The 21,080-nt window shown below is 74.0% G+C and carries 21 protein-coding genes; 13 read left to right on the top strand and 8 right to left on the bottom strand.

Translation table 11 applies throughout. The features are described from left to right. Window positions 1–20: 20 nt before the first annotated feature. The gene (locus ACFE7W_RS06645; RefSeq protein WP_375423962.1) at window positions 21–578 is read left to right on the top strand and encodes a DUF4333 domain-containing protein; all 558 of its coding nucleotides are present in this window, start codon (window positions 21–23) and stop codon (window positions 576–578) included. Window positions 579–581: 3 nt separating this feature from the next. On the opposite strand, the gene ACFE7W_RS06650 is transcribed toward ACFE7W_RS06645, so the two are convergent. The 4 genes from ACFE7W_RS06650 to pyrR are packed head-to-tail and all read right to left on the bottom strand — an operon-like array spanning window position 582 to window position 4,210. Then, window positions 582–1,397: a DNA-formamidopyrimidine glycosylase family protein gene (locus ACFE7W_RS06650; RefSeq protein WP_375423963.1), complete on the bottom strand. Its 816-nt coding sequence runs from the start codon at window positions 1,395–1,397 to the stop codon at window positions 582–584. Window positions 1,398–1,401: 4 nt separating this feature from the next. Next, complete coding sequence (locus ACFE7W_RS06655) at window positions 1,402–2,673, bottom strand: dihydroorotase (protein WP_375423964.1); 1,272 nt, start codon at window positions 2,671–2,673, stop codon at window positions 1,402–1,404. Beyond that, window positions 2,673–3,623, bottom strand: coding sequence for an aspartate carbamoyltransferase catalytic subunit (locus ACFE7W_RS06660; RefSeq protein ID WP_375423965.1), 951 nt, complete (start codon window positions 3,621–3,623; stop codon window positions 2,673–2,675). The genes ACFE7W_RS06655 and ACFE7W_RS06660 overlap by 1 nt, the downstream gene beginning before the upstream one ends. After that, a complete protein-coding gene (pyrR, locus tag ACFE7W_RS06665; protein ID WP_375423966.1) occupies window positions 3,623–4,210 on the bottom strand; it encodes a bifunctional pyr operon transcriptional regulator/uracil phosphoribosyltransferase PyrR in 588 nt (195 codons plus the stop codon). The genes ACFE7W_RS06660 and pyrR overlap by 1 nt, the downstream gene beginning before the upstream one ends. A gap of 81 nt (window positions 4,211–4,291) precedes the next feature. Between pyrR and ACFE7W_RS06670 the strand changes: the two genes are divergently transcribed. After that, window positions 4,292–4,636 (top strand): hypothetical protein, encoded by a 345-nt coding sequence (locus ACFE7W_RS06670; protein WP_375423967.1) that lies wholly within the window; start codon window positions 4,292–4,294, stop codon window positions 4,634–4,636. Then, window positions 4,623–5,012: a DUF5130 family protein gene (locus ACFE7W_RS06675; RefSeq protein ID WP_375423968.1), complete on the top strand. Its 390-nt coding sequence runs from the start codon at window positions 4,623–4,625 to the stop codon at window positions 5,010–5,012. Before ACFE7W_RS06670 ends, ACFE7W_RS06675 begins: the two co-directional genes overlap by 14 nt. Window positions 5,013–5,071: 59 nt before the next feature. Here the strand turns inward: ACFE7W_RS06675 and ACFE7W_RS06680 are convergent, their stop codons facing one another. Genes ACFE7W_RS06680 through ACFE7W_RS06690 form a run of 3 tightly spaced genes read right to left on the bottom strand, consistent with a single transcriptional unit; the run spans window position 5,072 to window position 9,809 of the window. Further along, window positions 5,072–5,968 carry a DNA-3-methyladenine glycosylase family protein gene (locus tag ACFE7W_RS06680; protein ID WP_375424220.1) on the bottom strand — a complete coding sequence of 299 codons (897 nt, stop codon included), beginning with the start codon at window positions 5,966–5,968 and terminating at the stop codon, window positions 5,072–5,074. Further along, a complete protein-coding gene (gene pepN, locus ACFE7W_RS06685) occupies window positions 5,961–8,552 on the bottom strand; it encodes an aminopeptidase N (protein WP_375423969.1) in 2,592 nt (863 codons plus the stop codon). The genes ACFE7W_RS06680 and pepN overlap by 8 nt, the downstream gene beginning before the upstream one ends. Window positions 8,553–8,606: 54 nt before the next feature. Then, window positions 8,607–9,809, bottom strand: coding sequence for an SGNH/GDSL hydrolase family protein (locus tag ACFE7W_RS06690; protein WP_375423970.1), 1,203 nt, complete (start codon window positions 9,807–9,809; stop codon window positions 8,607–8,609). A gap of 71 nt (window positions 9,810–9,880) precedes the next feature. Between ACFE7W_RS06690 and ACFE7W_RS06695 the strand changes: the two genes are divergently transcribed. Beyond that, the gene (locus tag ACFE7W_RS06695) at window positions 9,881–10,339 is read left to right on the top strand and encodes a ribose-5-phosphate isomerase (RefSeq protein ID WP_375423971.1); all 459 of its coding nucleotides are present in this window, start codon (window positions 9,881–9,883) and stop codon (window positions 10,337–10,339) included. On the opposite strand, the gene ACFE7W_RS06700 is transcribed toward ACFE7W_RS06695, so the two are convergent. Then, window positions 10,312–10,581 carry a hypothetical protein gene (locus ACFE7W_RS06700; protein WP_375423972.1) on the bottom strand — a complete coding sequence of 90 codons (270 nt, stop codon included), beginning with the start codon at window positions 10,579–10,581 and terminating at the stop codon, window positions 10,312–10,314. The genes ACFE7W_RS06695 and ACFE7W_RS06700 overlap by 28 nt on opposite strands. 92 nt (window positions 10,582–10,673) lie before the next feature. Here ACFE7W_RS06700 and ACFE7W_RS06705 point away from each other — a divergent pair, with 92 nt between their 5' ends. The 9 genes from ACFE7W_RS06705 (at window position 10,674) to ACFE7W_RS06745 (ending at window position 21,043) form a co-directional block, all read left to right on the top strand. Beyond that, window positions 10,674–12,260, top strand: a complete 1,587-nt coding sequence (locus ACFE7W_RS06705; protein ID WP_375423973.1) for a hypothetical protein — start codon at window positions 10,674–10,676, stop codon at window positions 12,258–12,260. 160 nt (window positions 12,261–12,420) lie between these two features. Continuing rightward, window positions 12,421–15,711 carry a bifunctional lysylphosphatidylglycerol synthetase/lysine--tRNA ligase LysX gene (gene lysX, locus ACFE7W_RS06710; protein ID WP_375424221.1) on the top strand — a complete coding sequence of 1,097 codons (3,291 nt, stop codon included), beginning with the start codon at window positions 12,421–12,423 and terminating at the stop codon, window positions 15,709–15,711. Further along, window positions 15,708–16,415, top strand: coding sequence for a DUF998 domain-containing protein (locus ACFE7W_RS06715; protein WP_375423974.1), 708 nt, complete (start codon window positions 15,708–15,710; stop codon window positions 16,413–16,415). The genes lysX and ACFE7W_RS06715 overlap by 4 nt, the downstream gene beginning before the upstream one ends. Continuing rightward, window positions 16,412–17,245, top strand: coding sequence for an alpha/beta fold hydrolase (locus ACFE7W_RS06720; RefSeq protein WP_375423975.1), 834 nt, complete (start codon window positions 16,412–16,414; stop codon window positions 17,243–17,245). Before ACFE7W_RS06715 ends, ACFE7W_RS06720 begins: the two co-directional genes overlap by 4 nt. Beyond that, window positions 17,242–18,024, top strand: a complete 783-nt coding sequence (locus ACFE7W_RS06725; protein ID WP_375423976.1) for a DUF4261 domain-containing protein — start codon at window positions 17,242–17,244, stop codon at window positions 18,022–18,024. The genes ACFE7W_RS06720 and ACFE7W_RS06725 overlap by 4 nt, the downstream gene beginning before the upstream one ends. Before the next feature lie 45 nt (window positions 18,025–18,069). Next, window positions 18,070–19,194: a type III polyketide synthase gene (locus ACFE7W_RS06730; RefSeq protein ID WP_375423977.1), complete on the top strand. Its 1,125-nt coding sequence runs from the start codon at window positions 18,070–18,072 to the stop codon at window positions 19,192–19,194. Then, window positions 19,191–19,889: a class I SAM-dependent methyltransferase gene (locus tag ACFE7W_RS06735; RefSeq protein ID WP_375423978.1), complete on the top strand. Its 699-nt coding sequence runs from the start codon at window positions 19,191–19,193 to the stop codon at window positions 19,887–19,889. Before ACFE7W_RS06730 ends, ACFE7W_RS06735 begins: the two co-directional genes overlap by 4 nt. Beyond that, entirely contained in the window at window positions 19,882–20,223 is a 342-nt protein-coding gene (locus tag ACFE7W_RS06740) for a hypothetical protein (RefSeq protein WP_375423979.1), read from the top strand. Before ACFE7W_RS06735 ends, ACFE7W_RS06740 begins: the two co-directional genes overlap by 8 nt. A 10-nt stretch (window positions 20,224–20,233) precedes the next feature. Next, entirely contained in the window at window positions 20,234–21,043 is an 810-nt protein-coding gene (locus ACFE7W_RS06745) for a nitroreductase family protein (RefSeq protein ID WP_375423980.1), read from the top strand. Window positions 21,044–21,080 lie beyond the last annotated feature (37 nt).

Below are 21,080 nucleotides of genomic sequence, written 5' to 3' on the forward strand. Positions count from 1 at the left end.
GCAAACCCCCGCCGGAGCCGGTGACCAGCCATTACGCTCACCGCGACCGACCGGTCCGCACCCGCGACCTCGGCGTCCGCAACCTCGGGAAGACCGCCATGACGACCTACCAGACACCACCGCCACCCGGCTGGTCACCGCACACCTGGGCGCGGCCGGAGCCGGCACCTGCTCCGACCTCCTACCGGCCTGCTCCGGGTCCGTCCCGGCTGGCCGTCGTCGCCGTGGTGCTGGCCTCGCTCGCGCTGCTGCTGGCGGTGGCCGCAGGCGTGGCGGTGTTGGTCGGTGGCTCCGGTTCCGGGAACGACGGCGGCGGCGGTTCGGGGTGGGACGCGCCGCTCACCGGCCGGCTGGACGCAGCCCCCAAGGGCGCCCTCGGCGGGGGCACGCTGCAGAGTGCGGTCTCCAAGGTCATCATCGAGGACGGCGGCGGGGTGACCCAGCTGACCTGCCCAGCGACCCCGTCGGTCGCCCAGGGCGTCGTCACGGTTTGCCACGCGACGATCGACGGCGACCCGTGGGCGGTGGTGGTGCTGTTCGAGGACACCGACGGCAGCTTCACCCTCGACCTGATCTGACCGTCAGCGAGGACCGTCCGGACCAGGGCCGGGCTGACAGCGCGGGCACCACCAGGTCCGCCGCCGGTCGGGGTCACCCGGTACCTCGGCGGTCACCTCGATGGTGGTCCGGCAGCGTCGGCACGGCTGCCCCGCGCGCCCGGCGACCCAGTGGTCCTGGCCGCGGCGGTTGTGGCCGGTGGTCACCTGGTAGGCGCCGGGTACGAGCGCGGAGTGCCGCAGCGTCCGGACGGCCAACGCGACCGTGGCCTTGAGGTCGACCTCGGCCACCGGCGTCCACGGGCTGTAGCCGCGGAGGAACGCCAGCTCGTTGACCCACAGGTTGCCCAGGCCGGCAAGGTTCCGCTGGTCGAGCAGCGCCGCCGCGAGCGGCCGGTCGGGCCGGGCGGCGAGGTTGGCGATCGCCCGAGCCGCGTTCCAGTCGGCGCGCAGCGGGTCCGGCCCCAGGTAACCGACCACCTCGTGCTCGTCGGCGGTGCGAACCAGCTCGACCACCGGCATCGAGATCCCGTAGACCGAGGAACCCAAGTCGGTCTCCAGCAGCACCCGCACGTCGGGCAGCAGGGTGCAGGGCAGCCGCTTGCCGGGTCCGGTGACCGACCAGGAGCCGTCCATCTTGAGGTGCGTGTGCAGGGTCAGACCTGAGTCGAAACGGGTCAGCAGGTGCTTGCCGTGGGTGTCCAGCTCCACGACGGTGTGGCCGGTGAGGTCGTCGGTGGCGTGCGCCGGCACCCGCAGCTCGCCGCGGGTGAGCCTGCGGCCGGTGAGCACCGGTTCCAGGCGGCGGCGGACGAGGTAGACGCTGTCGCCCTCGGGCACCGGGTCAGGACCGCCGGTACGTCGGCCGGCCGGCCCAGAAGGTGGCCACCACCGGGTCGGGCAGGTCGCGGCCGTGCCACGGGTTGTTGCGGGAGAGCGACGCGGACGCGTCCCGGTCCACCACGCGGCGGGCGGCTGGGTCGACCAGGGTCAGGTTCGCCGGCTCACCGACCGCGAGCGGACGGCCCTGGTGGCCGAGCCGGGCGATCCGCGCCGGCGTGCCGGACATCCGGTCTGCGACCTCGGCCCAGCCCAGCCGGCCGGGCAGCAGCATGGTCTCCACCACCACGGCGAGCGCGGTCTCCAGCCCGAGCATCCCGAACGCGGCCTCGGCGAAGGCGTGCTCCTTGTCGTGCCGGGCATGCGGGGCGTGGTCGGTGGCCACGGCGTCGATGGTCCCCTCGGCCAGGGCGTCGCGGAGCGCGGCGACGTGCTCGTCCGGCCGCAGCGGCGGGTTGACCTTGAACGTCGGGTCGTAGCGGGTCACCTCGGCGGTGGTCAGCAGCAGGTGGTGCGGAGCGACCTCGGCACTCACCCGGACGCCGCGGGCCTTGGCCCAGCGCAGCACCTCCACGGTCTCGGCGGTCGAGACGTGGCAGACGTGCAGCCGCGACCCGGTCAGCTGCGCGAGCTGGACGTCCCGGGCGACGATCGTGGACTCCGCGGCCGCCGGCCAGCCGGGCAGCCCCAGCCGACCCGAGAGCTCGCCCTCGTGGCAGCACGCGTCGGGGCCGGCCAGCTGCGGGTCCTGGGCGTGCTGGGCGACCACGCCGTCGAAGGCTCGGACGTACTCCAGCGCCCGGCGCATCAGCCGTGCGTCCGCCACGCAGTGCCCGTCGTCGGAGAAGACGTGCACGCCGGCCGCCCGGTGCATCAGGCCGAGCTCGGCCAGCTCCGCACCGGCCAGCCCCTTGCTGACCGCGCCGACGGGGACCACCTCGGCCTGGCCCTCGCGACGGGCCAGGTCCGCGAGGTGGGCGGCCGCCTCACCGGTGTCGGTGACCGGTCGGGTGTTGGCCATGGCGAGCACGGCCGTGAACCCGCCGCGCGCGGCCGCCCGGGTGCCGGTGGCCACCGTCTCGGCGTCCTCGCGTCCCGGCTCGCGCAGGTGGGTGTGCAGGTCGACCAGGCCGGGCAGCGCGACCAGGCCGTCCGCGTCGAGGCGCTCGACGTCGGCTCCGGCCGTGGCGGGGTCGGCCAGCCGGCCGTCACGCAGCAGCAGGTCGGCGCGACCAGCACCGAGCAGGTCGGCCCCGGTGACCAGCAGGTCGGGCATCAGTTGTCTCCTCCGCCGAGCAGTTCGTAGAGCACGCTCATCCGCACCGCCACCCCGGCCGCGACCTGGTCGAGGATCAGCGAGTTGGCGGCGTCGGCGGCGTCCGCGGAGATCTCCAGGCCGCGGTTCATCGGCCCTGGGTGGCAGATCGCCGCGCCGGGCTTGAGCCGGGTCAGCCGCTCCCGGGTCAGGCCGTAGCGGTGCGTGTACTCCCGCGGGGTGGGGAAGTAGCCGCCCGACATCCGCTCCCGCTGGACCCGCAGCATCATCACCGCGTCCGCCTCGGGCAGCACCTCGTCGAGGTCGTTGCTGGTCGCGACGGGCCAGGTCTCCACTCCGGAGGGCATCAGGGTGGGCGGGGCGACCAGCACCACCTCGGCGCCGAGGGTACGCAGCAGCAGGACGTTGCTGCGGGCCACCCGGGAGTGGGTGACGTCGCCGGCGATGACCACCACGCGGCCCTCGAAGCTGTTGCGGTCCGGCTCGGCGACCCGGAAGTGCCGGCGCAGCGTGAACGCGTCGAGCAGGGCCTGGGTGGGGTGCTCGTGGGTGCCGTCGCCGGCGTTCAGGACGTGGGCGTCGATCCCGCCCTCCTCGAACCACCGTCTGACCTGGGCGGGAGCGCCGGAGGCGTGGTGGCGGATGACCAGGGCGTCCACGCCCATGGCCGCGACGGTCAGCACGGTGTCCCGCAGCGACTCGCCCTTCGAGACCGAGGAGCCCTTGGCGCTGATGTTGATCACGTCGGCGGACAGCCACTTCCCCGCCAGCTCGAAGGAGGACCGGGTCCGGGTGGAGTCCTCGAAGAACAGGTTGACCACGGTCCGGCCGCGCAGGGCGGGCAGCTTCTTGACCGGCCGGGCCTGCACCTGGGCCATCTCCTCGGCGAGGTCGAGGATCTGGATGGTCTCGGCCCGGCCGAGGTCGGCGGCCGACAGCAGGTGTCGCATCAGCGGGTGCCCTCGGTGCCCTCGGTGCCCTCGGCGGGGTCGCCGGGGGCGATGGTGACCTCGTCGACCCCGTCCACCTCGGCCAGCCGGACGCTGACCCGCTCGTCGGCGCGGGTCGGGATGTTCTTGCCCACGTGGTCGGCGCGGATCGGCAGCTCGCGATGACCGCGGTCCACCAGCACCGCCAGCCGGACCGCGCGGGGACGGCCGAGATCGCCCAGCGCGTCCAGGGCCGCGCGCACCGTCCGGCCCGAGAACAGGACGTCGTCGACCAGGACCACCACCGCGTCGTCCACGCCCACCGGCAGCCGGCTGCGGCCGACCGCGCGGGTGGGGTGCCGGCGCAGGTCGTCGCGGTAGAGGGTGATGTCGAGCGCGCCGACCGGAATCGCAACCCCCTCCACCTCGGTCATCGCGGCGGCCAGGCGTTCGGCGAGGGTGACGCCGCGGGTCGGGATGCCGAGGACGACAAGGCCCTCGGCGCCCCGGTTGGCCTCCAGCACCTGGTGCGCCATCCGGGCGCAGGTGCGGGTGATCTGGTCGGCGTCCATCACCAGCCGGGAGGTCGCCGTACCGGGGTCTGCCAAGTCTTCGACCTCTCCTGCCGATGCTCGCCCCAGTCCGGGTGTCCCTCCGGCTACGGTAGGAGGGTGAACGAGCTCAGCAGCATGCTAGTGCCTCTGCAGACACTGCCCGGCTGGCCCACGGCCCCGGATCCATCGACGCTGCACGTGCTGGCGCTGCTGGTCGGCGGGCCGCTGGTGGTCATCCTGCTGGTGGCGCTGATCGCTCGGGTGCACCACGCCGCCCGCGGCAACGTGGGCGTCCCGGCCGTCGCGAACCAGCCGGTCTGGGTGAACGGCCGGCGGATCGAGCCGGCCACCCAGGATGCGGGCAGCCGTGCCGCGATCGAGGCGGGCCACCAGGCCGTCACGGCGAGCGTGGGCGCCGAGCCGGACGAGACGTCCCAGCGTGACGAGGCCGAGACCGGCGGTGCCGGTGCCCGCTGGTGAGGACCTCAGCCCGGCGGACCGGCTGCAGCTCGAACGCGCTGTCGACGTGGCGGAACGGTTCTCCGGCCTGACGTTCTCGCTGTTCATCGGCATCTCCCAGGATGAGGCCCGCGGCTACGCCGAGCGCCTGCACGCCGGCCTGCCCGATCCCGACGACTCCGTCCTGGTGATGTGCGACCCCGCCCTGCACGCGTTGGAGATCGTGACCGGCTCCGGGGCGCGCCGGGTGCTGGACGACTTCGACTGCCGGCTCGCGGCCGCCTCGATGCAGACCTCCTTCGCCGCCGGCGACCTCGTCGGAGGCCTGGTCACGGGGATCCAGCAGCTCGGCCTCGCCGCCCGCAAGCCGAAGACGCTGCACACCGCCAAGGTCTGACCCCGGTTCGCGGGGACTTCGGACCGTGTTGTCAGAACTGGGTTGCCCCAGGAGGCAACTCAGTTCTGACAAGTCGGGTTCAGGAACGCGTGCCACAGGTGCAGAGCCGCGTAGGAGCGGTAGGGCGACCAGGCGGACGGGTCGCCGACCCCGCGTGCGGTCAGCTGGCGGGCGATGACCAGGTCGGTGCGCAGCAGGACGTCCGGGGCGTGGCAGACCCGCATCAACACGTAGTCGGCCGTCCACGGTCCGATGCCGGGGCAGGCGAGCAGCGACGCCCGGACCGCGGCCGGCTCCGCCGTCAGGTCGATCCGACCCTCGGCCAGCCGTTCGGCCAGGGCCACCATCGCCCGGCCCCGGGCTCGCGGCATCGGCAGCGTCGTCGGGTCGACCGCGGCGAGCACCTCCGCGGTGGGGAAGAGCAGGCTGAGGTCGTCGTCACCGGTGACCGAGCTGTCGGGCCTGAGCAGGTGGTCGCCGTGGCGCCGGGCGATGGTCCCGGCCGACGTCGAGGCCGAGGCGAGGGAGATCTGCTGACCGATCACGGTCCGGAACACCATCTCCTCGGCCTCGAGCACGCCCGGCACCCGCAGTCCCGGAGTCGCCCGGACGAGGTCGGCCAGGTGGGGGTCGGCCCCCAGGTGGGCATCCACGGCCGCCACGTCGGCGTCCGCGTCGACCAGCTGCCTCACCCGGGTCAGCGCCGTCGCCCGGTCGCGGGGGTCGACGTCGAGCCGGCACGTCAGCCGTCGACCGTCCCAGGCCACCCGCACCACGCCCGGGCCGTGCGGCAGCCGGACCGTCCGCGCGTAGTCAGCGCGGCCGTCCGGGGTCACCCGACCGGTCTCCATCCCGGCCACCCGGTGCCGGAGCAGGAAGTCGAGCAGCGCCGTCCCCGCAAAGGGCTGGACGACGGAGACCTCGACCTCGGCCGGGTCGTCCTCGGGCTCAGCCAGCGGTGGCCCCGAGGAGCTGAGGCGGAACCGCCTGGCAGGCCAGCGCGCGGACCGTCTCGTCGCGACGCTCGATGATGGTCCGCAGCACCGAGGCGCCGATCTCGGTCTCGGCCAGCCAGGCGTCGAGCCGGTCGAGGAAGCCCCGCTGGTCGGTCGGCCAGGGGAACAGGTTCCGCAGCGCGCTCTTGCGGAGCGCGATCCCCTTCGTCGCCCACACCCCGCGCGAGGCGGAGATGTCCTCGGCCAGCCGGAAGTAGCGGTCGACGTAGGGCTCCAGGACGTCGTCCTGGGACCGCTGCCAGAAGCTGAGGCAGATGGCGCTCTGCTGGGAGTTGGGGATGTCGTCGCCGTCGACCGCCATCCGCCAGGCCTCGGCCTTCGCCTCGGCGGTGGGTCGTGCCGACCGTGCCCCTGCGGCCCGTTCCTGCCCCGTGACCGACCCGTCGGCGGCCTCCTCCGCGGCGATGGCGGCCTCGTCGATGCGGCCGAGCGAGGCCAGCCGGCCGATCACGGCCCACCGCAGGTCCTGGTCGACCGCGAGCCCCTCGGGGACGTCGTGGCCCTCGAGCCAGCCCGCGACGAGCTCGGCGGGACGGTCGTCGCGGGCCGCCCCGACCAGAGCACGGGCCAGGGCCAGCTGGTCGTCGGAACCGGGTACGGCCGCCTGCACCCGTGCCAGCAGGCCGTGCTGCCAGTAGGTGGCGGTCTCGGGACGGCTGGCCGGCGGGGAGTAGCTGCCGACGGCGGTGGCGCCCTGGGCGAGCAGCCCGTTGATCACCGTGGCGTCGGTCTCGGCGCCCAGGCCCCGCAGCACCAGGTCGGCGAACGCGTCCGCGGGCAGCAGCGCGTCCCGGCAGGCGTCCCACATCGTCTGCCACAAGACGGCACGCGAGAGCGGGTCGGCCAGCCGGGGCAGCAGGGCGTGCGCCGTGGTCAGCGAGGCCGGGTCGAGGCGGGCCTTGGCGTAGGTCAGGTCGTCCTCGTTGACCAGGACCAGGTCCGGACGGGTCCGCCCGACCAGCGCGGGCACGGGCGTCAGGCCGCCGCGGACCTCGACCTCGACGACCTCGGTCCGCACCAGCTCCCCGTCGAGGAGGGCGTACAGGCCCAGCAGGACGCGGTGGTCGCGCAGCGTGGGCCAGCGCGGGTCGGCGGTCTGCCGGATCGCGGCCCCGCTGACCAGACACTCCTCCTCGACCAGCTCGAGGCTCAGCGTGTTGACGCCGGCCGCCTCCAGCCACTGCGCCGACCAGGCGGAGAGGTCGCGGTCGGAGGACTCCTGCAACGCGGCCAGCAGGTCGGCCAGCGAGGTGTTGCCGAAGGCGTGCCGGGCGAAGTAGGTGCGCAGGCCCGCCAGGAAGGCGTCCCGACCCACGTAGCCCACCAGCTGGACCAGCACCGAGCCGCCCTTGGCGTAGGTGATCGAGTCGAAGTTCGACTCCACCGCCTCGAGGTCCACCATGTCCGCGGCCACCGGGTGGGTGGAGGACAGCTGGTCGGCGCGGTAGGCGTTGGTCTTGAACCCGCTGAGGAAGCGCGCCCAGACGGCCCGCTGGTCGCTCGACTGCTCGCTGACGGCGAAGTTCGAGGCCCAGGTGGCGAAGGACTCCTTGAGCCACAGGTCGTCCCACCAGCGCATCGTGACCAGGTCGCCGAACCACATGTGCGACAGCTCGTGCAGGATCGTGTCCTGCCGGCGCGAGCGCGAGGCCGCCGTCACCCGGCTGCGGAAGATGTACTCGTCGCGGAAGACGACGCAACCGATGTTCTCCATCGCCCCGGCGTTGTACTCCGGGACGAAGATCTGGTCGTACTTCCCGAACGGGTACGGGAACGCGAAGTGGCCCTCGAAGACGTCGAAGCCGTCCGTCGTCACCTTGAGGATCGCGTCGGCGTCCAGGTGGTCGACCAGGGACTGGCGGCAGTAGACGCCCATGGCCAGCTCGCCGGCCTTGCCGATGTAGCTGCCGCTGACGTGGGCGTAGTCGCCGGCCACCAGCGCGGTCAGGTAGGTCGACACCGGCTCGGTCTCGCTGAACGAGGCCCGGACCAGGCCCTCGCCCACCGGCTCGCGGCTCAGCAGCGATCCGTTCGACACGACCTCCCAGGCCTGCGGCGCCACCGCGGAGGTGGTGAAGCGCGCCTTCAGGTCGGGCTGCTCGAAGTTGGCGAACATCCGCCGCGCGTCGGCGACCTCGAACTGGGTGTAGAGGTAGGTCCGGCCGTCCGCCGGGTCGACGAAGCGGTGCAGGCCCTCACCGCTGCGGCTGTAGCGGCAGACCGCGACCACGGTCAGCTCGTGCTCGCCGGGGGTGACCTCGAGCGGCAGCCGGGAGCCGCTGAACGAGGACGCGTCGAGCGCCACCCCGTCCAGGGTCACGCTGCGGACCGACTCCGCGATCAGGTCGACGTGGGTGAGGCCGGAGCCGCGGCCGGTGTAGAAGACCGTCGAGGTGGAGACGAAGTGAGCGGTGGGCTGGTCGAGGTCGCGGCCCGAGAGGTCGATCTCCACCGTGTACCGCGAGGTGGCGAGCAGCTCCGAACGGGAAGTCGCCTCGGCCCGGGTGATGTTGTCCGGAAACATGGGTCCGATCCTGTCACGGGTAGCCGAACGCACCCGGAGTGGCCAGTCCGCTCCTCAGAGTTCCAGGAACGAGCGGACCCGCGCGGCGATGTCGGCGGCGCCGGAGTCGCTGGGGTGGATGGCGTGGTCGGCGTACTTCTGCGGCCGGACGGCGTCGGCCTCGGCGAAGGTCGCACCCCACAGGTGGCTGAGGTCGAGGAAGGGCGTACCCGTGGCGCTGGCGATCGCGGCGTAGCGGTCCACGTACTCGGCGTACGTGGGGCCGCCGGCCGGGTGCAGCGAGGGGGCCGAGACCGGTGGGAAGGTCAGCACCACGTCGCCGCCCGTCGCCCGCTGCCGGTCCAGCAGCAGCCGGACCTCCGGCTCGACCTCCTCGAGCGGCCGGCCGGCGTTGTAGTCGTTGGTCCCGAGCTCGACCACCAACAGGTCGAAGGCGAACCTCGCCACGTAGGGCAGCCCGAACAGCGGCTCCAGCGCGGGGTCGGCCGGACCCAGGAAGGTGAGCAGGGACTCACCGGAGGACGACACGTTGTCGACCAGGTAGAGCCCCTCGCCGGTGCTGGCCGACACCGCGACGAGATCGCAGCGGCCGACGTCGCCCCAGACCCGGATCGTGTGCCGCCCGGCTGAGCCGGTGGGGATGTCGCTCCGCAGCAGCCCGGGCGCCGGGGCCGCCACGTTGGCGAGCGAGTGCAGAGCACCGCCGTCGACGGAGACGAGCTGACGGCTGCGACCGCCCGGCTGGCCGCGGACCAGGGTGGTGAAGCGGCTCCCGGCCGCGGTGAACTCGACGTACGAGCGCGGCCGGCGGCCGCCCGCCGGGATGCCGAAGCAGGCCCGCTTGAACGGTCCGGCCGCCTCCTTGGTGACCCGGCCCACGACCCTGACCCGCGGCTCCCACCCCCGGTTGGCCGCGGTGACCGGCCACAGGGCGTGGTTCATCAGGACCCAGCCCGTGCCGGCGGCGCCGTAGGTGGTGTCCAGGGCGGCCCGCAGCTGGCCGGGGTAGCACCAGCGGTACTTGGGCAGGGAACTGCCCGAACCCGGCGGCGGCCCGCCGCCGAAGCTGATCGAGTCGCCGAGGAAGGCGATCCGGCGCGGCGAGCCCGGGGTGGCCGTCCGCAGGCGTTGCTGCCAGGACGCCGGAGCCGGGGCGCTCGGCCCGTCACAGCCCAGCAGGCTGCCGACGGCGACGGCGCCGGCCGCGCCGAGCAGCGCCCGGCGGGTCAGCCGCGACGGCGGGGGGAGGGCGGGCACCGGCTCAGCATAGGAACCGCCGGCCGGTGGAGGGCGGACCCGGCGCGGGTGGTCTCTGCCAGACTGCGGGCATGCGCGTACACATCGGTACCGACCACGCCGGCTTCGAGCTGAAGACCTACCTCGTCACGGCCCTGACCGCCGACGGGCACGACGTGGTGGACCACGGTCCCCACGCCTACGACGCCGAGGACGACTACCCCGTCTACTGCATCCCCGCGGCCGCGGCCGCCGTCGCCGAGCCCGGTTCGCTGGCCGTGGTCGTCGGCGGCTCCGGCAACGGCGAGCAGATCGCGGCCAACAAGGTCGTGGGGACCCGGGCGGCGCTCGCCTACGACCTGGACACCGCCACTCTCGCCCGGCAGCACAACGACGCCAACGTCATCTCCATCGGCGCCCGGATGCACACCGAGGAAGAGGCTCTCACCCTGGTCCGGGCCTTCCTGGCCACCCCGTTCAGCGGCGAGGCGCGGCACGCGCGGCGGATCGCGCTGCTGGCCGACTACGAACGCGACCGCGCCGCCGGCTGACGCCGACCGTCCACCCGGGCCAGCAGCTCGGCGAGGACGTCGGAGGCCATCCGCTCGTCCTCGGGGTCGGGCCGCGAGACCTCGCGGGCCCGCAGTGCCCGGTCCAGGGTGACGAGGCCGGAGACGCCGTCGCGGCCGAAGTCTCGGGGCCACAGGTCGCGTCCGTCGTGGCCGTGCCCGGCGTGCGATCCGCCGCCGCTCCTGCTCGGGTTCCGTGCCCCCGGCGCCCCCGCACCATTCATGGCGCCCACCGTAAGCCCGTTACCGTGCTCCGCGGGGCCGTTCACGCAAGCGTTACCCGACGCGTCGCGTCCAGAGCAGCAGCAGGAGGGTGATGCCGGAGTCGGTGTTCGGCTGGGGCGGCGCCGAGGTGGCGCTCGACGCCACCGGCACCGTCACCTCCGTGCGCCACGCGTCCGCTCCGGGGGCCTACCTGAGCTCACTCGGCGAGGTCGAGGTGTGGACGCGCGGAGGACCCGTGACCTGGTCGTCGCCCGAGGTCGCGCTCGACGTGGACGAGGTCGAGGTGGTGCGGCGCAGCGGGGACCTGCGGCTGGTGGTGCGGCACGGCTTCGCCGCCGGGTGGGGCCTTCGGGTGACCCTGGTCAACGCCGGCTCGGCCCCGAGACAGCTCGAGCGGGTGCAGCTGGCCTGGCGGCTGCCGACGGACCGACCCGTCTGGGCGCTCACGGCGGGAGCGACCGGCAGCTTCGCCGTCCTGCCGGCCGGCGGGAGCGGTCCGCTGCTGGGCGCCCTGCTCCGGCTGGGCGCGGTGCAGCACGCGGACGCCGCCGGTCTGGAGGTCGGTCCCGTCCTCCTGGAGCCCGGCGCCCGTTACGTCGAGCAGTGGCACCTGGACTTCCACGCCTCGCCCCGGGCCTTCGACCGGACCGTCGCGGCCGGGGTGCCCCGGCGGCTGGACATCGGGCTGGACGAGGTCGTGACGCTGACCGCCGACGAGGACGCGGCCCTGGTGCTGGACGAGGGCCTGCACGCCGAGACCGTCCGCGACCGGCTCGAGCTGACGGCGTCCGCCGCCGGCCGCTACGGCGTCGAGACGCGTTCGGCCCGCGGGGTGACCCGCTACGAGATCGGTGTCGCCGAGCCGCTGGAAGCCACGCTCGCGGACGCGGCGTCGACGCTGGTCGCCGGTCCCCGGACGGGGGCCGGCACCCTCCGCCTCGCCGACGTGGACGCCGCGCTGGTGGTCCAGCACGGGCTGGCCCGGGGCCTCGGGCCCGATGACCAGATCGCCGCCGAGGACGGGCTGGACCTGTTCGGCAGCCGGCTGCCCGAGGAGGGGCCGTTCGACCCCCGGACCGTGGCCTTCCTCTGTGGTGAGCACCTGCGGACCGCCGACCCGGAGCCGTTGGCCTGGGCGACCCGCGGGGTGCTCTCGGCCGCTCGACCCGAGCCCGGGCTGGGCGTGGCCGCCACCCGGGTGTGCCTGGCCCGGCTGGTCGCCGGCCGGTCGGTCGCGCCGGTTCTCGACCACCTCCGTGCGCTGGTGGCCGAAGCCGCGGCTGGTCCCGCCGCCGGTGCCGCGCCGACCGCCCGACGCGACCAGGCCGCCTTGGTGGAGCTCGAGGTGGTGACGATGCCGCAGTCGGGCCCGACGCCGGCCGGCCTGCTGGCCCGGACGGTCGCGCTCGGCGGCTGGCTGGGTGCCGGGCTGCGGGGCCGGGCCGTCCCGCCGCTGCCGCTGGACGAGCTGGGCCACCTCGCGCTGGTGCTCGCGCTGCTGCCGGAGCCGGTCAGCGTCGAGCTGGCGCGACGGTGGGGCGCGGGGGCGCACGAGCTCGCGCGGCGGGCCCGGACCGAGGTCCTGGTCCGGCTGGGTGACGAGCGGGCCGACGGCCCGGACCAGCACGTCGTCGGACCCGCTCACGGCTGGCTCGTGCTGGCCGCCGTCCCGACCTGAGGCGTGCGTCGCGACGCCCGGAAAAGTGGGTGCGGTCTGCCAGAGTGGGACCGTGAGCACCACGGAGACGGTCCGCACCCCGGCGGCCGTACCGACGAGCACCCGGCGGGGCCGGGGCACCCCACCGGCGGCCCGGCGTCGGCTGCCGAAGCTGCCCTTCGTGGTCTCCCGGCTGTTCTTCGTCGGCGCGGCGGTGCTGGCCCTGCAGGCGCTGGCCCCCGGCGTCTTCTGGACCGGCGTGGTGGTCGACGTCTACTCCACCGTCGTGCTGCCGGTGGACGGCGGCACCCTCGGCTTCGCGATCTTCCTGGCCATCATCGGTGGCGCCCTGGCCCGGCGGAAGCAGACGGCATGGGTGGTGGCCCTGGTGCTCTGCGGGCTCTCGCTGGTCGGCGACCTGCTCGCGGTGGTCACCCTGGTGATCGGGGCCACCGGCGACCAGGTCGACTACGCGTCCCTGCCGTTGCTGGCCCGGTTCGCCTTCAACCTGCCGGCCCTCGGCTTCCTGACCGCCTGCCTCGTGGTGTACCGGGCCGAGTTCACCGCCCGGCGGCCCCCCGGCGGCCTCCGCAAGGCGCTGGTCGCGCTGGTCGCCGGGCTGGCGGTGAGCTTCGGGGTCGCGATGGCCCTGGTGTCGATCTTCCCCAACCAGCTGGCCGGCCCGCGCGGTCGCTCGGTCTGGATCCTGCGCCGGATCGTGGTGGTCATCTTCGGCAGCGACAACGACGTCGACCCGCCGGCCGTCAACGCGCCGCCGTCGTGGATCAACACCGTCGTCGGCGTGCTGGTCGGTCTCAGCCTGCTGGTCGCCCTGGTCGCCCTGATGCGGTCCCAGCGCCGGGCCGCGGCGATGTCGGCCGACGACGAGCCCCGGGTCCGGGCGCTGGTGGCCGAGTCGGGGCAGGACTCCCTCGCCTACTTCGCGACCCGCCGGGACAAGTCGGTCGTCTTCGCCCCGAGCGGTCGGGCCGCGGTCACCTACCGGGTCGACCTCGGTGTCTGCCTGGCCAGCAGTGACCCGCTCGGGCCGCTCGACCACTGGCCGGGCGCGATCACCGCCTGGCAGGAGCTGACCCAGACCTACGGCTGGACGCCCGCGGTGATCGGGGCCAGTGAGGCCGGTGCCACCGCGTACGCGCGGGCGGGGATGCGGGTGATCCGGCTGGGCGACGAGGCCGTGCTCACCACCCGGGACTTCCAGCTGGACTCCCGTGAGCTGCGACCGGTCCGGCAGGCGGTGCAGCGGCTGGAGCGGATGGGCTACCGCACCCGGATCCGCCGTCACGGCCAGATCCCGGCGGCGGAGATGGTGCAGCTGGTCGGGCTGGTCGACGCCTGGCGCGACACCGAGACCGAGCGGGGCTTCTCGATGGCGCTGGGACGGCTCGGCGACCCGGCCGACGCCGACTGCCTGATGGTCGAGGCGCTCTTCCCGGCCGACCGCACCGGTCCGGGACCCGTCGACGACGTGGCCGGGCTGCTGTCCTTCGTGCCGTGGGGGAGTGACGGCTTCTCCCTGGACGTGATGCGCCGCTCGCCGCAGGCCGACAACGGCGTCACCGAGCTGATGGTCTGCGGGTTGATGGCCGAGGGTCGCAACCTGGGGTTGCACAGCGTGTCGCTGAACTTCGCGGTCTTCCGCTCGGCGTTCGAGGAGGGCGCCCGGATCGGTGCCGGACCGGTGCTGCGGGTCTGGCGGCGGCTGCTGCTGGTCGCCTCCCGCTGGTGGCAGATCGAGTCGCTGTACCGCTCCAACGTCAAGTACCACCCGACGTGGCAGCCGCGGTTCCTCTGCTTCGACGAGGCGCGCGACATCGCGCTGGTCGGTGCGGCGTCGGGGGTGGCCGAGGGCTTCATCGACCTGCCCACGTTCCTGCGGCCGCGGCTGACCGACGTCTCGGCGCTCACGTCCGGCAGCCGGCCCGTCCCGACCTCTGTGGCGGCTCTCGCCGTCGAGGCGTCCCCGGCGCGGGTGCCGGAGCAGGTGCGGCAGCGGATGGCGGTGCGCAGCGGGCTGCTGGCCCGCGGCGTCGACCCGTACCCGCCCTCGTTCCGGCCCAGCCGCAGCACCGCGGAGCTGCGGCTGGGGATGTCGGCCTCCGTGGCGGGTCGGGTGCTCGCCGTCCGCGACTTCGGCGGCGTGATCTTCCTCCACCTCCAGGACTGGAGCGGCCAGACCCAGCTGATGCTGACCCACGAGGTCGCCGGAGCGGCGGCCATGGCCGAGCTGCGGCAGGCCGTCGGCCGCGGCGACCACGTCGGCGCCGAGGGCATGGTGGTGCTGTCCCGCGCCGGTGAGCTCTCGCTCGAGGTGACCGGCTGGCTGCTCACGGCCAAGGCCCTGCGACCCCCGCCGGACCATCGCGCCGTGGCTCGTGACGGCGGTCTCCGTGATCCCGAGACCCGCGTCCGGCAGCGCTACCTCGACCTCACGGTGAGCGCCGCGGCCCGGAGCCGCCTGACCGCCCGCTCGCGGACGATCCGCGCCGTCCGGGACACCCTCCACGAGCTCGGCTACCTCGAGGTCGAGACCCCTGTCCTGCAGACCGTGCACGGCGGCGCCAACGCCCGGCCCTTCCGTACCCACATCAACGCCTACGACCTCGACCTCTACCTTCGGATCGCCCCGGAGCTCTACCTCAAGCGGCTGATGGTGGGTGGGGTCGACCGGCTGTTCGAGATCGGGCGCAACTTCCGCAACGAGGGCGCCGACGCCACCCACAACCCCGAGTTCACGATGCTCGAGGCCTACCAGGCGTACGGGGACTACACGACGATGCGGACCGTGGCCCAGCAGCTGGTGAGCACGGCCGCCCGCGCCGTGAGCGGTTCACCGGTGGTGCACGGCACCGACCAGCAGGGCCGCAGCCACGAGGTCGACCTCGGCGAGCCGTGGCCCGTGGTCACCGTGCACGACGCGATCGGCGCCGCCGCGGGGGTCCCGGTCACGGCCGACACGTCCCCCGCCGAGCTGGCCGCGCTGGCTCGCCGGATCGGTCTCGACCTCGACCCGAGGTCGAGCCGCGGCGCGGTGGTGCTCGAGCTCTACGAGCACCTGGTGGAAGCCCGGACCGTCCGGCCGACCTTCTACACCGACTTCCCGGCGGAGGTCTCACCGCTCACCCGCGCCCACCGGGACGACCCCCGGTTGGCCGAGCGCTGGGACCTGGTGGCCTTCGGCGCCGAGATCGGCACGGCGTACTCCGAGCTGGTCGACCCGGTCGAGCAGCGCGCTCGGCTGACCGCCCAGTCGCTGCAGGCTGCCGGCGGCGACCCGGAGGCGATGGAGCTGGACGAGGACTTCCTGGTCGCGCTGGAGCACGCCATGCCGCCTTCCGGCGGGCTGGGGATGGGCATGGACCGGCTGGTGATGCTGCTGACCCAGGCCTCGATCCGGGAGACGATCGCGTTCCCGCTGGTGCGGCCCCGCCGCCGGGATGAGGGCCGGTGAGGCGACTCGGCTGGCCCCTGCTGGGTGCGGTCACGGTGCTGACCTACAACACCTGGGTGTTCTGGCAAGTCAACGGGCATCGCCGGATCTTCGACGGCTACCTGTCGGAGTTCTCCGCCTCCGACCAGCCGCACAGCTTCTTCTTCCGGGGCGGGGACCTCGTGACGGCCGTGATCACGCTGGTGCTGGTGCTCAGGGCCCGTCACCTGGCCCGGGAGCGTGGGGTGGCGAGCCGCTGGGAGGTGGTGGCCTGGCTGGGTCTGCTGCTGTTCGCGCTCTCGACTTCGCTGGACGCCTTCTCTTCCATGGACTGCTCGCCGACCTTGAGCCACGCCTGCCGGGTGGCGGAGGAGACGGGCCGGCTGTCCTGGCCGCACTACGCCCACACCTGGACCAGCGTGGGCGCGCAGACCGGCATCGTCGCCTCGATGGTGGCGGCCTACCTCGCTCTGAGGCTTGGCCCGACCTGGGTGGGGCGTGGCGTCGTCGTCCGGCGGCTGGTGCTGGTGCTGACGGTCGTCGAGGTGGCGGCCCTGGTGGTGATGATGGCGATGCTGGTGCTCGGCGCACCCGGCCTCGGCTACCCCCAGGCGCTGATGGTGCTGGTCGCCTCGCTGTGGTTCGCGGTGCTGGGATGCGACCTGGCCGGGGCGGCCGGTGACTCCGTCGTCGAGCCCGTGGTCGAGCGGTCCGGCGTCCGGTGAGCGCGGTCGAGCTGGGGGGACGCCGGGTGTGGCTGACCGAGCAGGAGGGCCGCCGGCCGGCGGTGGTGCTGCTCGGCGGCTGCGGGGTGCCGTCGGCGCTGTGGCAGCCGGTGGTCGACCTGCTGCCCGGGCGTTGCGTGGTCCGACTGGACCGGCCAGGGATGCTCGGCACGCCCTGGCCGGGGCGGCTGCCGCGGTTGGACGAGGAGGTTGCCACACTGGCGGCTCTGGTCGGGCGGACCCGGGTGCCGGTCGTGCTCGTGGGGCACTCGATGGCCGGCCCGCATGCCGAGGTGTTCGTCCGCCGGTACCCGGAGCTGGTCCAGGGACTGGTCGTGGTCGACGGCAGCGTCGAGTGGGACCTGCGACCGGCCGGTCGGCGCGACCGAGCGCTCCGGGCGTTCTGGCTGGTCGCCGCCCGCGCTGTTCAGTCGGGACTGCGGCCGCCGCCGCTCCGGCTGGTGGCCCGGCTCGGCGGCCGGGTGGTGGTCGCCGCCCAGAGCCGGCTGCGGCTCTGGGAACCGATGCCGGCCGTGGCTGCGCTTGGCGATCCCGACGCGGCGGCCAGTGTGGTGGCCGAGAACGGGGCCTACACCGACCAGCTCCGCGATCTCGACCGCGTCCGGGCCGAGCGTCCGTGGCCGGGGCTCCCGACGGTCGTGCTCACCGCGGCCGGGGACGGTGGGTCGAGCTGGGTGCACGCCCAGCGCCGGCTGGCCGACCTGCTGGCCGCTCGGCAGGTGGTGGTAGAAGACTCTCGGCACCTGATGATGCTGGACTGCCCGCAGCGGATCGCGGACGCGGTCCGGGCCGTCGAGGAGGAAGCATGAGCGAAGCCCTGTCCCTGGTCGCCGAGCTCTGGTACGAAGCCCCGCCCGAGCTCGACGACCCGGCTCTGCTGGCCGCGCTGCGCGAGGTCTCGCCCGAGGCGGAGGCCCAGAACGGCTCCTTCACCGTGCCGCATCCTCTCGGTACCGGGGAGGCGCCGCCGCTGGTGACCGTCGTGGTGGCCGGCTCGCCGTTGGGTGCGGACGGCAAGACGTTGCCCGACCTCAGCCAGACCTGGAGCTGGCCCGAGGCGGAGTCCGCGCTGGCGGGCTGCCGGGCGAGCGTGCTGGTGACCGAGATGCTGGTCGAGAGCCGCACCCCGGCGGAGCGGCTCTCCGCCCTCGGCCGGGTCGTGGCGGCCCTGGCCGGTGCCACGCAGCCCGCCGCGATCCACTGGGCGCACAGCCAGCGGCTCAGCGACCCGGCGACCTTCGGGCCCGAGGACCTCGACGGCGTGATCAACGTGCGGATGTACGCCGACGCGCACGACGAGCAGGCGCTGGCCATGGACACCCTCGGCCTGCACGTCTTCGACCTGCCTGACGTGCAGTGCCACTTCCGCGACCGGGAACCGGGCGAGATCGCCGAGCTGCTGTTCGCCACCGGGGTCTACGTCTTCGAGGCCGGCGACGTGATCGAGGACGGCAACACGATCTCCGGCACCGACGGTGAGGGCCGCTACCGGTGCCACCGCGAGGCCTCGTTGCTCGACCCGGCGCGGCTGGTCATCGACGTCGACCTCGGGGACCCGTACGCCGCTGGCCGCCGCGACCGCGGCTGAGGAGGCACCTGAGTCCCGCTTGCGGGTGAGGTGCAGAGTGGGGGCGTGGCCGTCAGCATCCGATCCCTCGCGACCGTGGTGCCCGAGACCGTCCTGGCGCAGGACGAGATCCGCGACCTCTTCGCGCGGCAGCCGGAGCGGAGCCGGCTCGGGGTGCGGCGGATCACCTCGGTCTTCGACGCCGCGGCCATCGACACCCGGCACACCGTGATCGCCGAGCTCGCCGACGGCGGCAGCGCGGGGGGCGGGACCTTCCTGGAACCCGGCACCGGCCGGCTGCTGAGCCCGCTCACCGGTACCCGCAACGACCTCTACCGCCGGGAGGCGGGTCGCCTCTTCGTGACCGCGGCGCGCGACGCGCTCGCCGGTGCGCCGGGGCTGGACGCGACCGACGTCAGCCACGTGGTGACCGTCTCCTGCACCGGCTTCTACGCGCCCGGGCCGGACATCGAGATCGTCCGCGCGCTCGGGCTGGCGCCCACCACCCAGCGCACGCACATCGGGTTCCTGGGCTGCTACGCCGCCTTTCCCGCGCTGCGGACCGCGGCGGACGTCTGCCGCGCCGACCCCGCGGCCGTCGTGCTGGTGGTCGCCGTCGAGCTCTGCACCCTGCACCTGCACGCCGCGGACGACACCGACACCGTCCTCAGCTCGTCGTTGTTCGCCGACGGCGGCGCGGCTGCGGTGGTGACCGCTCGTCCTGCGCCGGCCGGTACCCCGCTGCTGGACCTGGACGCGTTCTCCTCGACCCTGGTCGTCGAGGGCGAGGACGACATGGCCTGGACGATCGGCAACGCCGGCTTCGACATGGTGCTGAGCAGCCGGATCCCGCGGCTGGTCGAGGCGCACCTGCCCCAGGCCCTGAAGCCGCTGGTCGGGGACGGCCGGGAGGGTCGCGGGCTCGCCGAGATCGACCTCTGGGCCGTGCACCCGGGTGGCCGCAGCATCCTCGACCGGGTGCAGTCCGCGCTCGCGCTGACCGAGGACCAGCTCGGCCCGTCCCGGGAGGTGCTGCGCCGCTACGGCAACATGTCCAGCGCCACCGTGCTGTTCGTGCTGCGGGAGCTGCTGGCCGCGGCCGACGCGGTGCCGGCGACCGTGTGCGCCCTGGCGTTCGGACCCGGCGTGAGCGTGGAGAGCGCGCTGCTGACCCGCCGGACCGCCTCGTGAGCCCGGGTCTCGGCCAGCGCTCGACCACGGCTGTGGAGCTGATGGACGCCCCGGACTGCGACCTCGCCGCCCTGCGCCGGACCTACGCCCGGTTCGCCGCGGTCAACCGGCTGGTCGCGGGTTGGCGGCGGCTCTACGCCGACGTGCTGCGACCGCTGCTGTCGGCCCACCGCAGCTCGAAGCTGCTCGACCTCGGCTGCGGCGGCGGGGACCTGGTCGCGTCGCTGCACCGCTGGGCCCGCGACGACGGACTGCAGCTGGAGGTGCTCGGCGTCGACCCGGACCCGCGCGCGTACGCCTTCGTCGCCGAGCGCCCGGCCGTCGCGGGACTCCGGTTCCGGCAGGCCGACAGCGCCGAGCTGGTGCAGTCCGGCGAGCGCTTCGACCTGGTCGTCTCCAACCACCTGCTGCACCACCTCGGGCCGGCCGACCTGGCCGGCGTGCTCGCCGACAGTGAGCGGCTGGCCCTGCGGCTGGCCCTGCACAACGACCTGCGCCGCAGCCGGCTCGCCTACGCGGCCTGGGCGGCGCTGTCCTGGCCGGCGGCCGCCGACTCGTTCCTGTTCACCGACGGCCTGCGCTCGATCCGGCGGAGCTACCGGCCCGCCGAGCTGGCCGCTGCCGTGCCGCCGGGCTGGCGAGTGGCCCCCTCGCCGCCCTTCCGGCTGCTGCTGAGCTGGACGCCTGGTGCCTGAGCTCGGCCGCCGGAGGTCCCGGACGCTGTTGCGAGCCGCCGCGGGCAGCTACCTCGCCTCCTGCTGCCTCGGGACGGGGGTGGCCGCCGGGGTCGTGGTCACCGGGCGCGCGCGTTGGGTGCACCACGCGCTGTACGTCCTCACCGCGACCCTGACCGGCGTCGCGCTGGTCGCCGCCGCGTCCACGAGGCGGCCGTCCGGCTGGTGGCTGCTGCCGACGGCCGTCCCGCTGGCCCTGGTCCCCTACGCCGGCAGCCGGCTGCCCCGGCACGCGCTCGTCGCCGCCTCGGCGGCCCCCTTCTACGCGGCCGCCCTGGTCGCCGACCGGAAGTAGGCCGTCGACGGTGGAGTTCCTCGACGTCGTCCGCCGCCGGAAGACCACGAACGGGCACTTCCTGCCCGACCCGGTCTCCGCGGAGCACCAGCGGCTGCTGATGGAGGTGGCCGGCCGGGCGCCGTCGCAGCTGAACAGCCAGCCCTGGCGGTTCGTGCTCACCGAGGACCGGTCCGTGATCGAGCAGGTGTCCGAGATCAGCGGCCAGAGCGTGACCGAGTCGATGTCCAACGGCACCTTCTTCGAGCGGTACAAGCGGTACTTCAGGTTCAGCGCCGCGGAGATGGAGTCCCGGCGCGACGGGATGCTCTTCGACCGGCTGCCCGCACCGCTGCGGCCGTTCACCTCCCAAGTCTTCACCAAGCGCGGCCAGAGGATGATGAACGCCCTGCGGGTGCCGCAGACGCTGGGGGAGGAGAACCGGAAGCTGGTGGCCGGGTCGCCGCTGCTGATCGCGGTGCTGCTGGACCGCGCCGAGTACCGGCCGGAGGCGCTCTCCTCGTTCTACTCGGTGTTCAGCATGGGCGCGGCGATGGAGAACGTCTGGCTGACCACCCTCGAGGTGGGGATGGGCATCCAGTTCATCTCCTTCCCGATGGAGGTGCCCAGCCAGTGGGCCCGGATCGAGCAGCTCTTCGGCGTCCCGCCCGAGCTCGACCTGATGGCGGTCTACCGCCTCGGCTACCTGCCCGCCGAGCAGCGGCGTCCGGCCATCGACTGGTCGAGCTCGCAGCGCAAGCGGGTCTCCCAGTACGTCTTCCGCGACACCTGTGCCTCCCCGCAGCAGGGCTGGGACGACCTGGAGACCCCGCTGTCCTGAGGCCGGTGTGTCACGCTGCGCCCAGCGGGATCGCGTG

This window comes from uncultured Friedmanniella sp. (assembly GCF_964244285.1).
Taxonomy (GTDB): domain Bacteria; phylum Actinomycetota; class Actinomycetes; order Propionibacteriales; family Propionibacteriaceae; genus Microlunatus.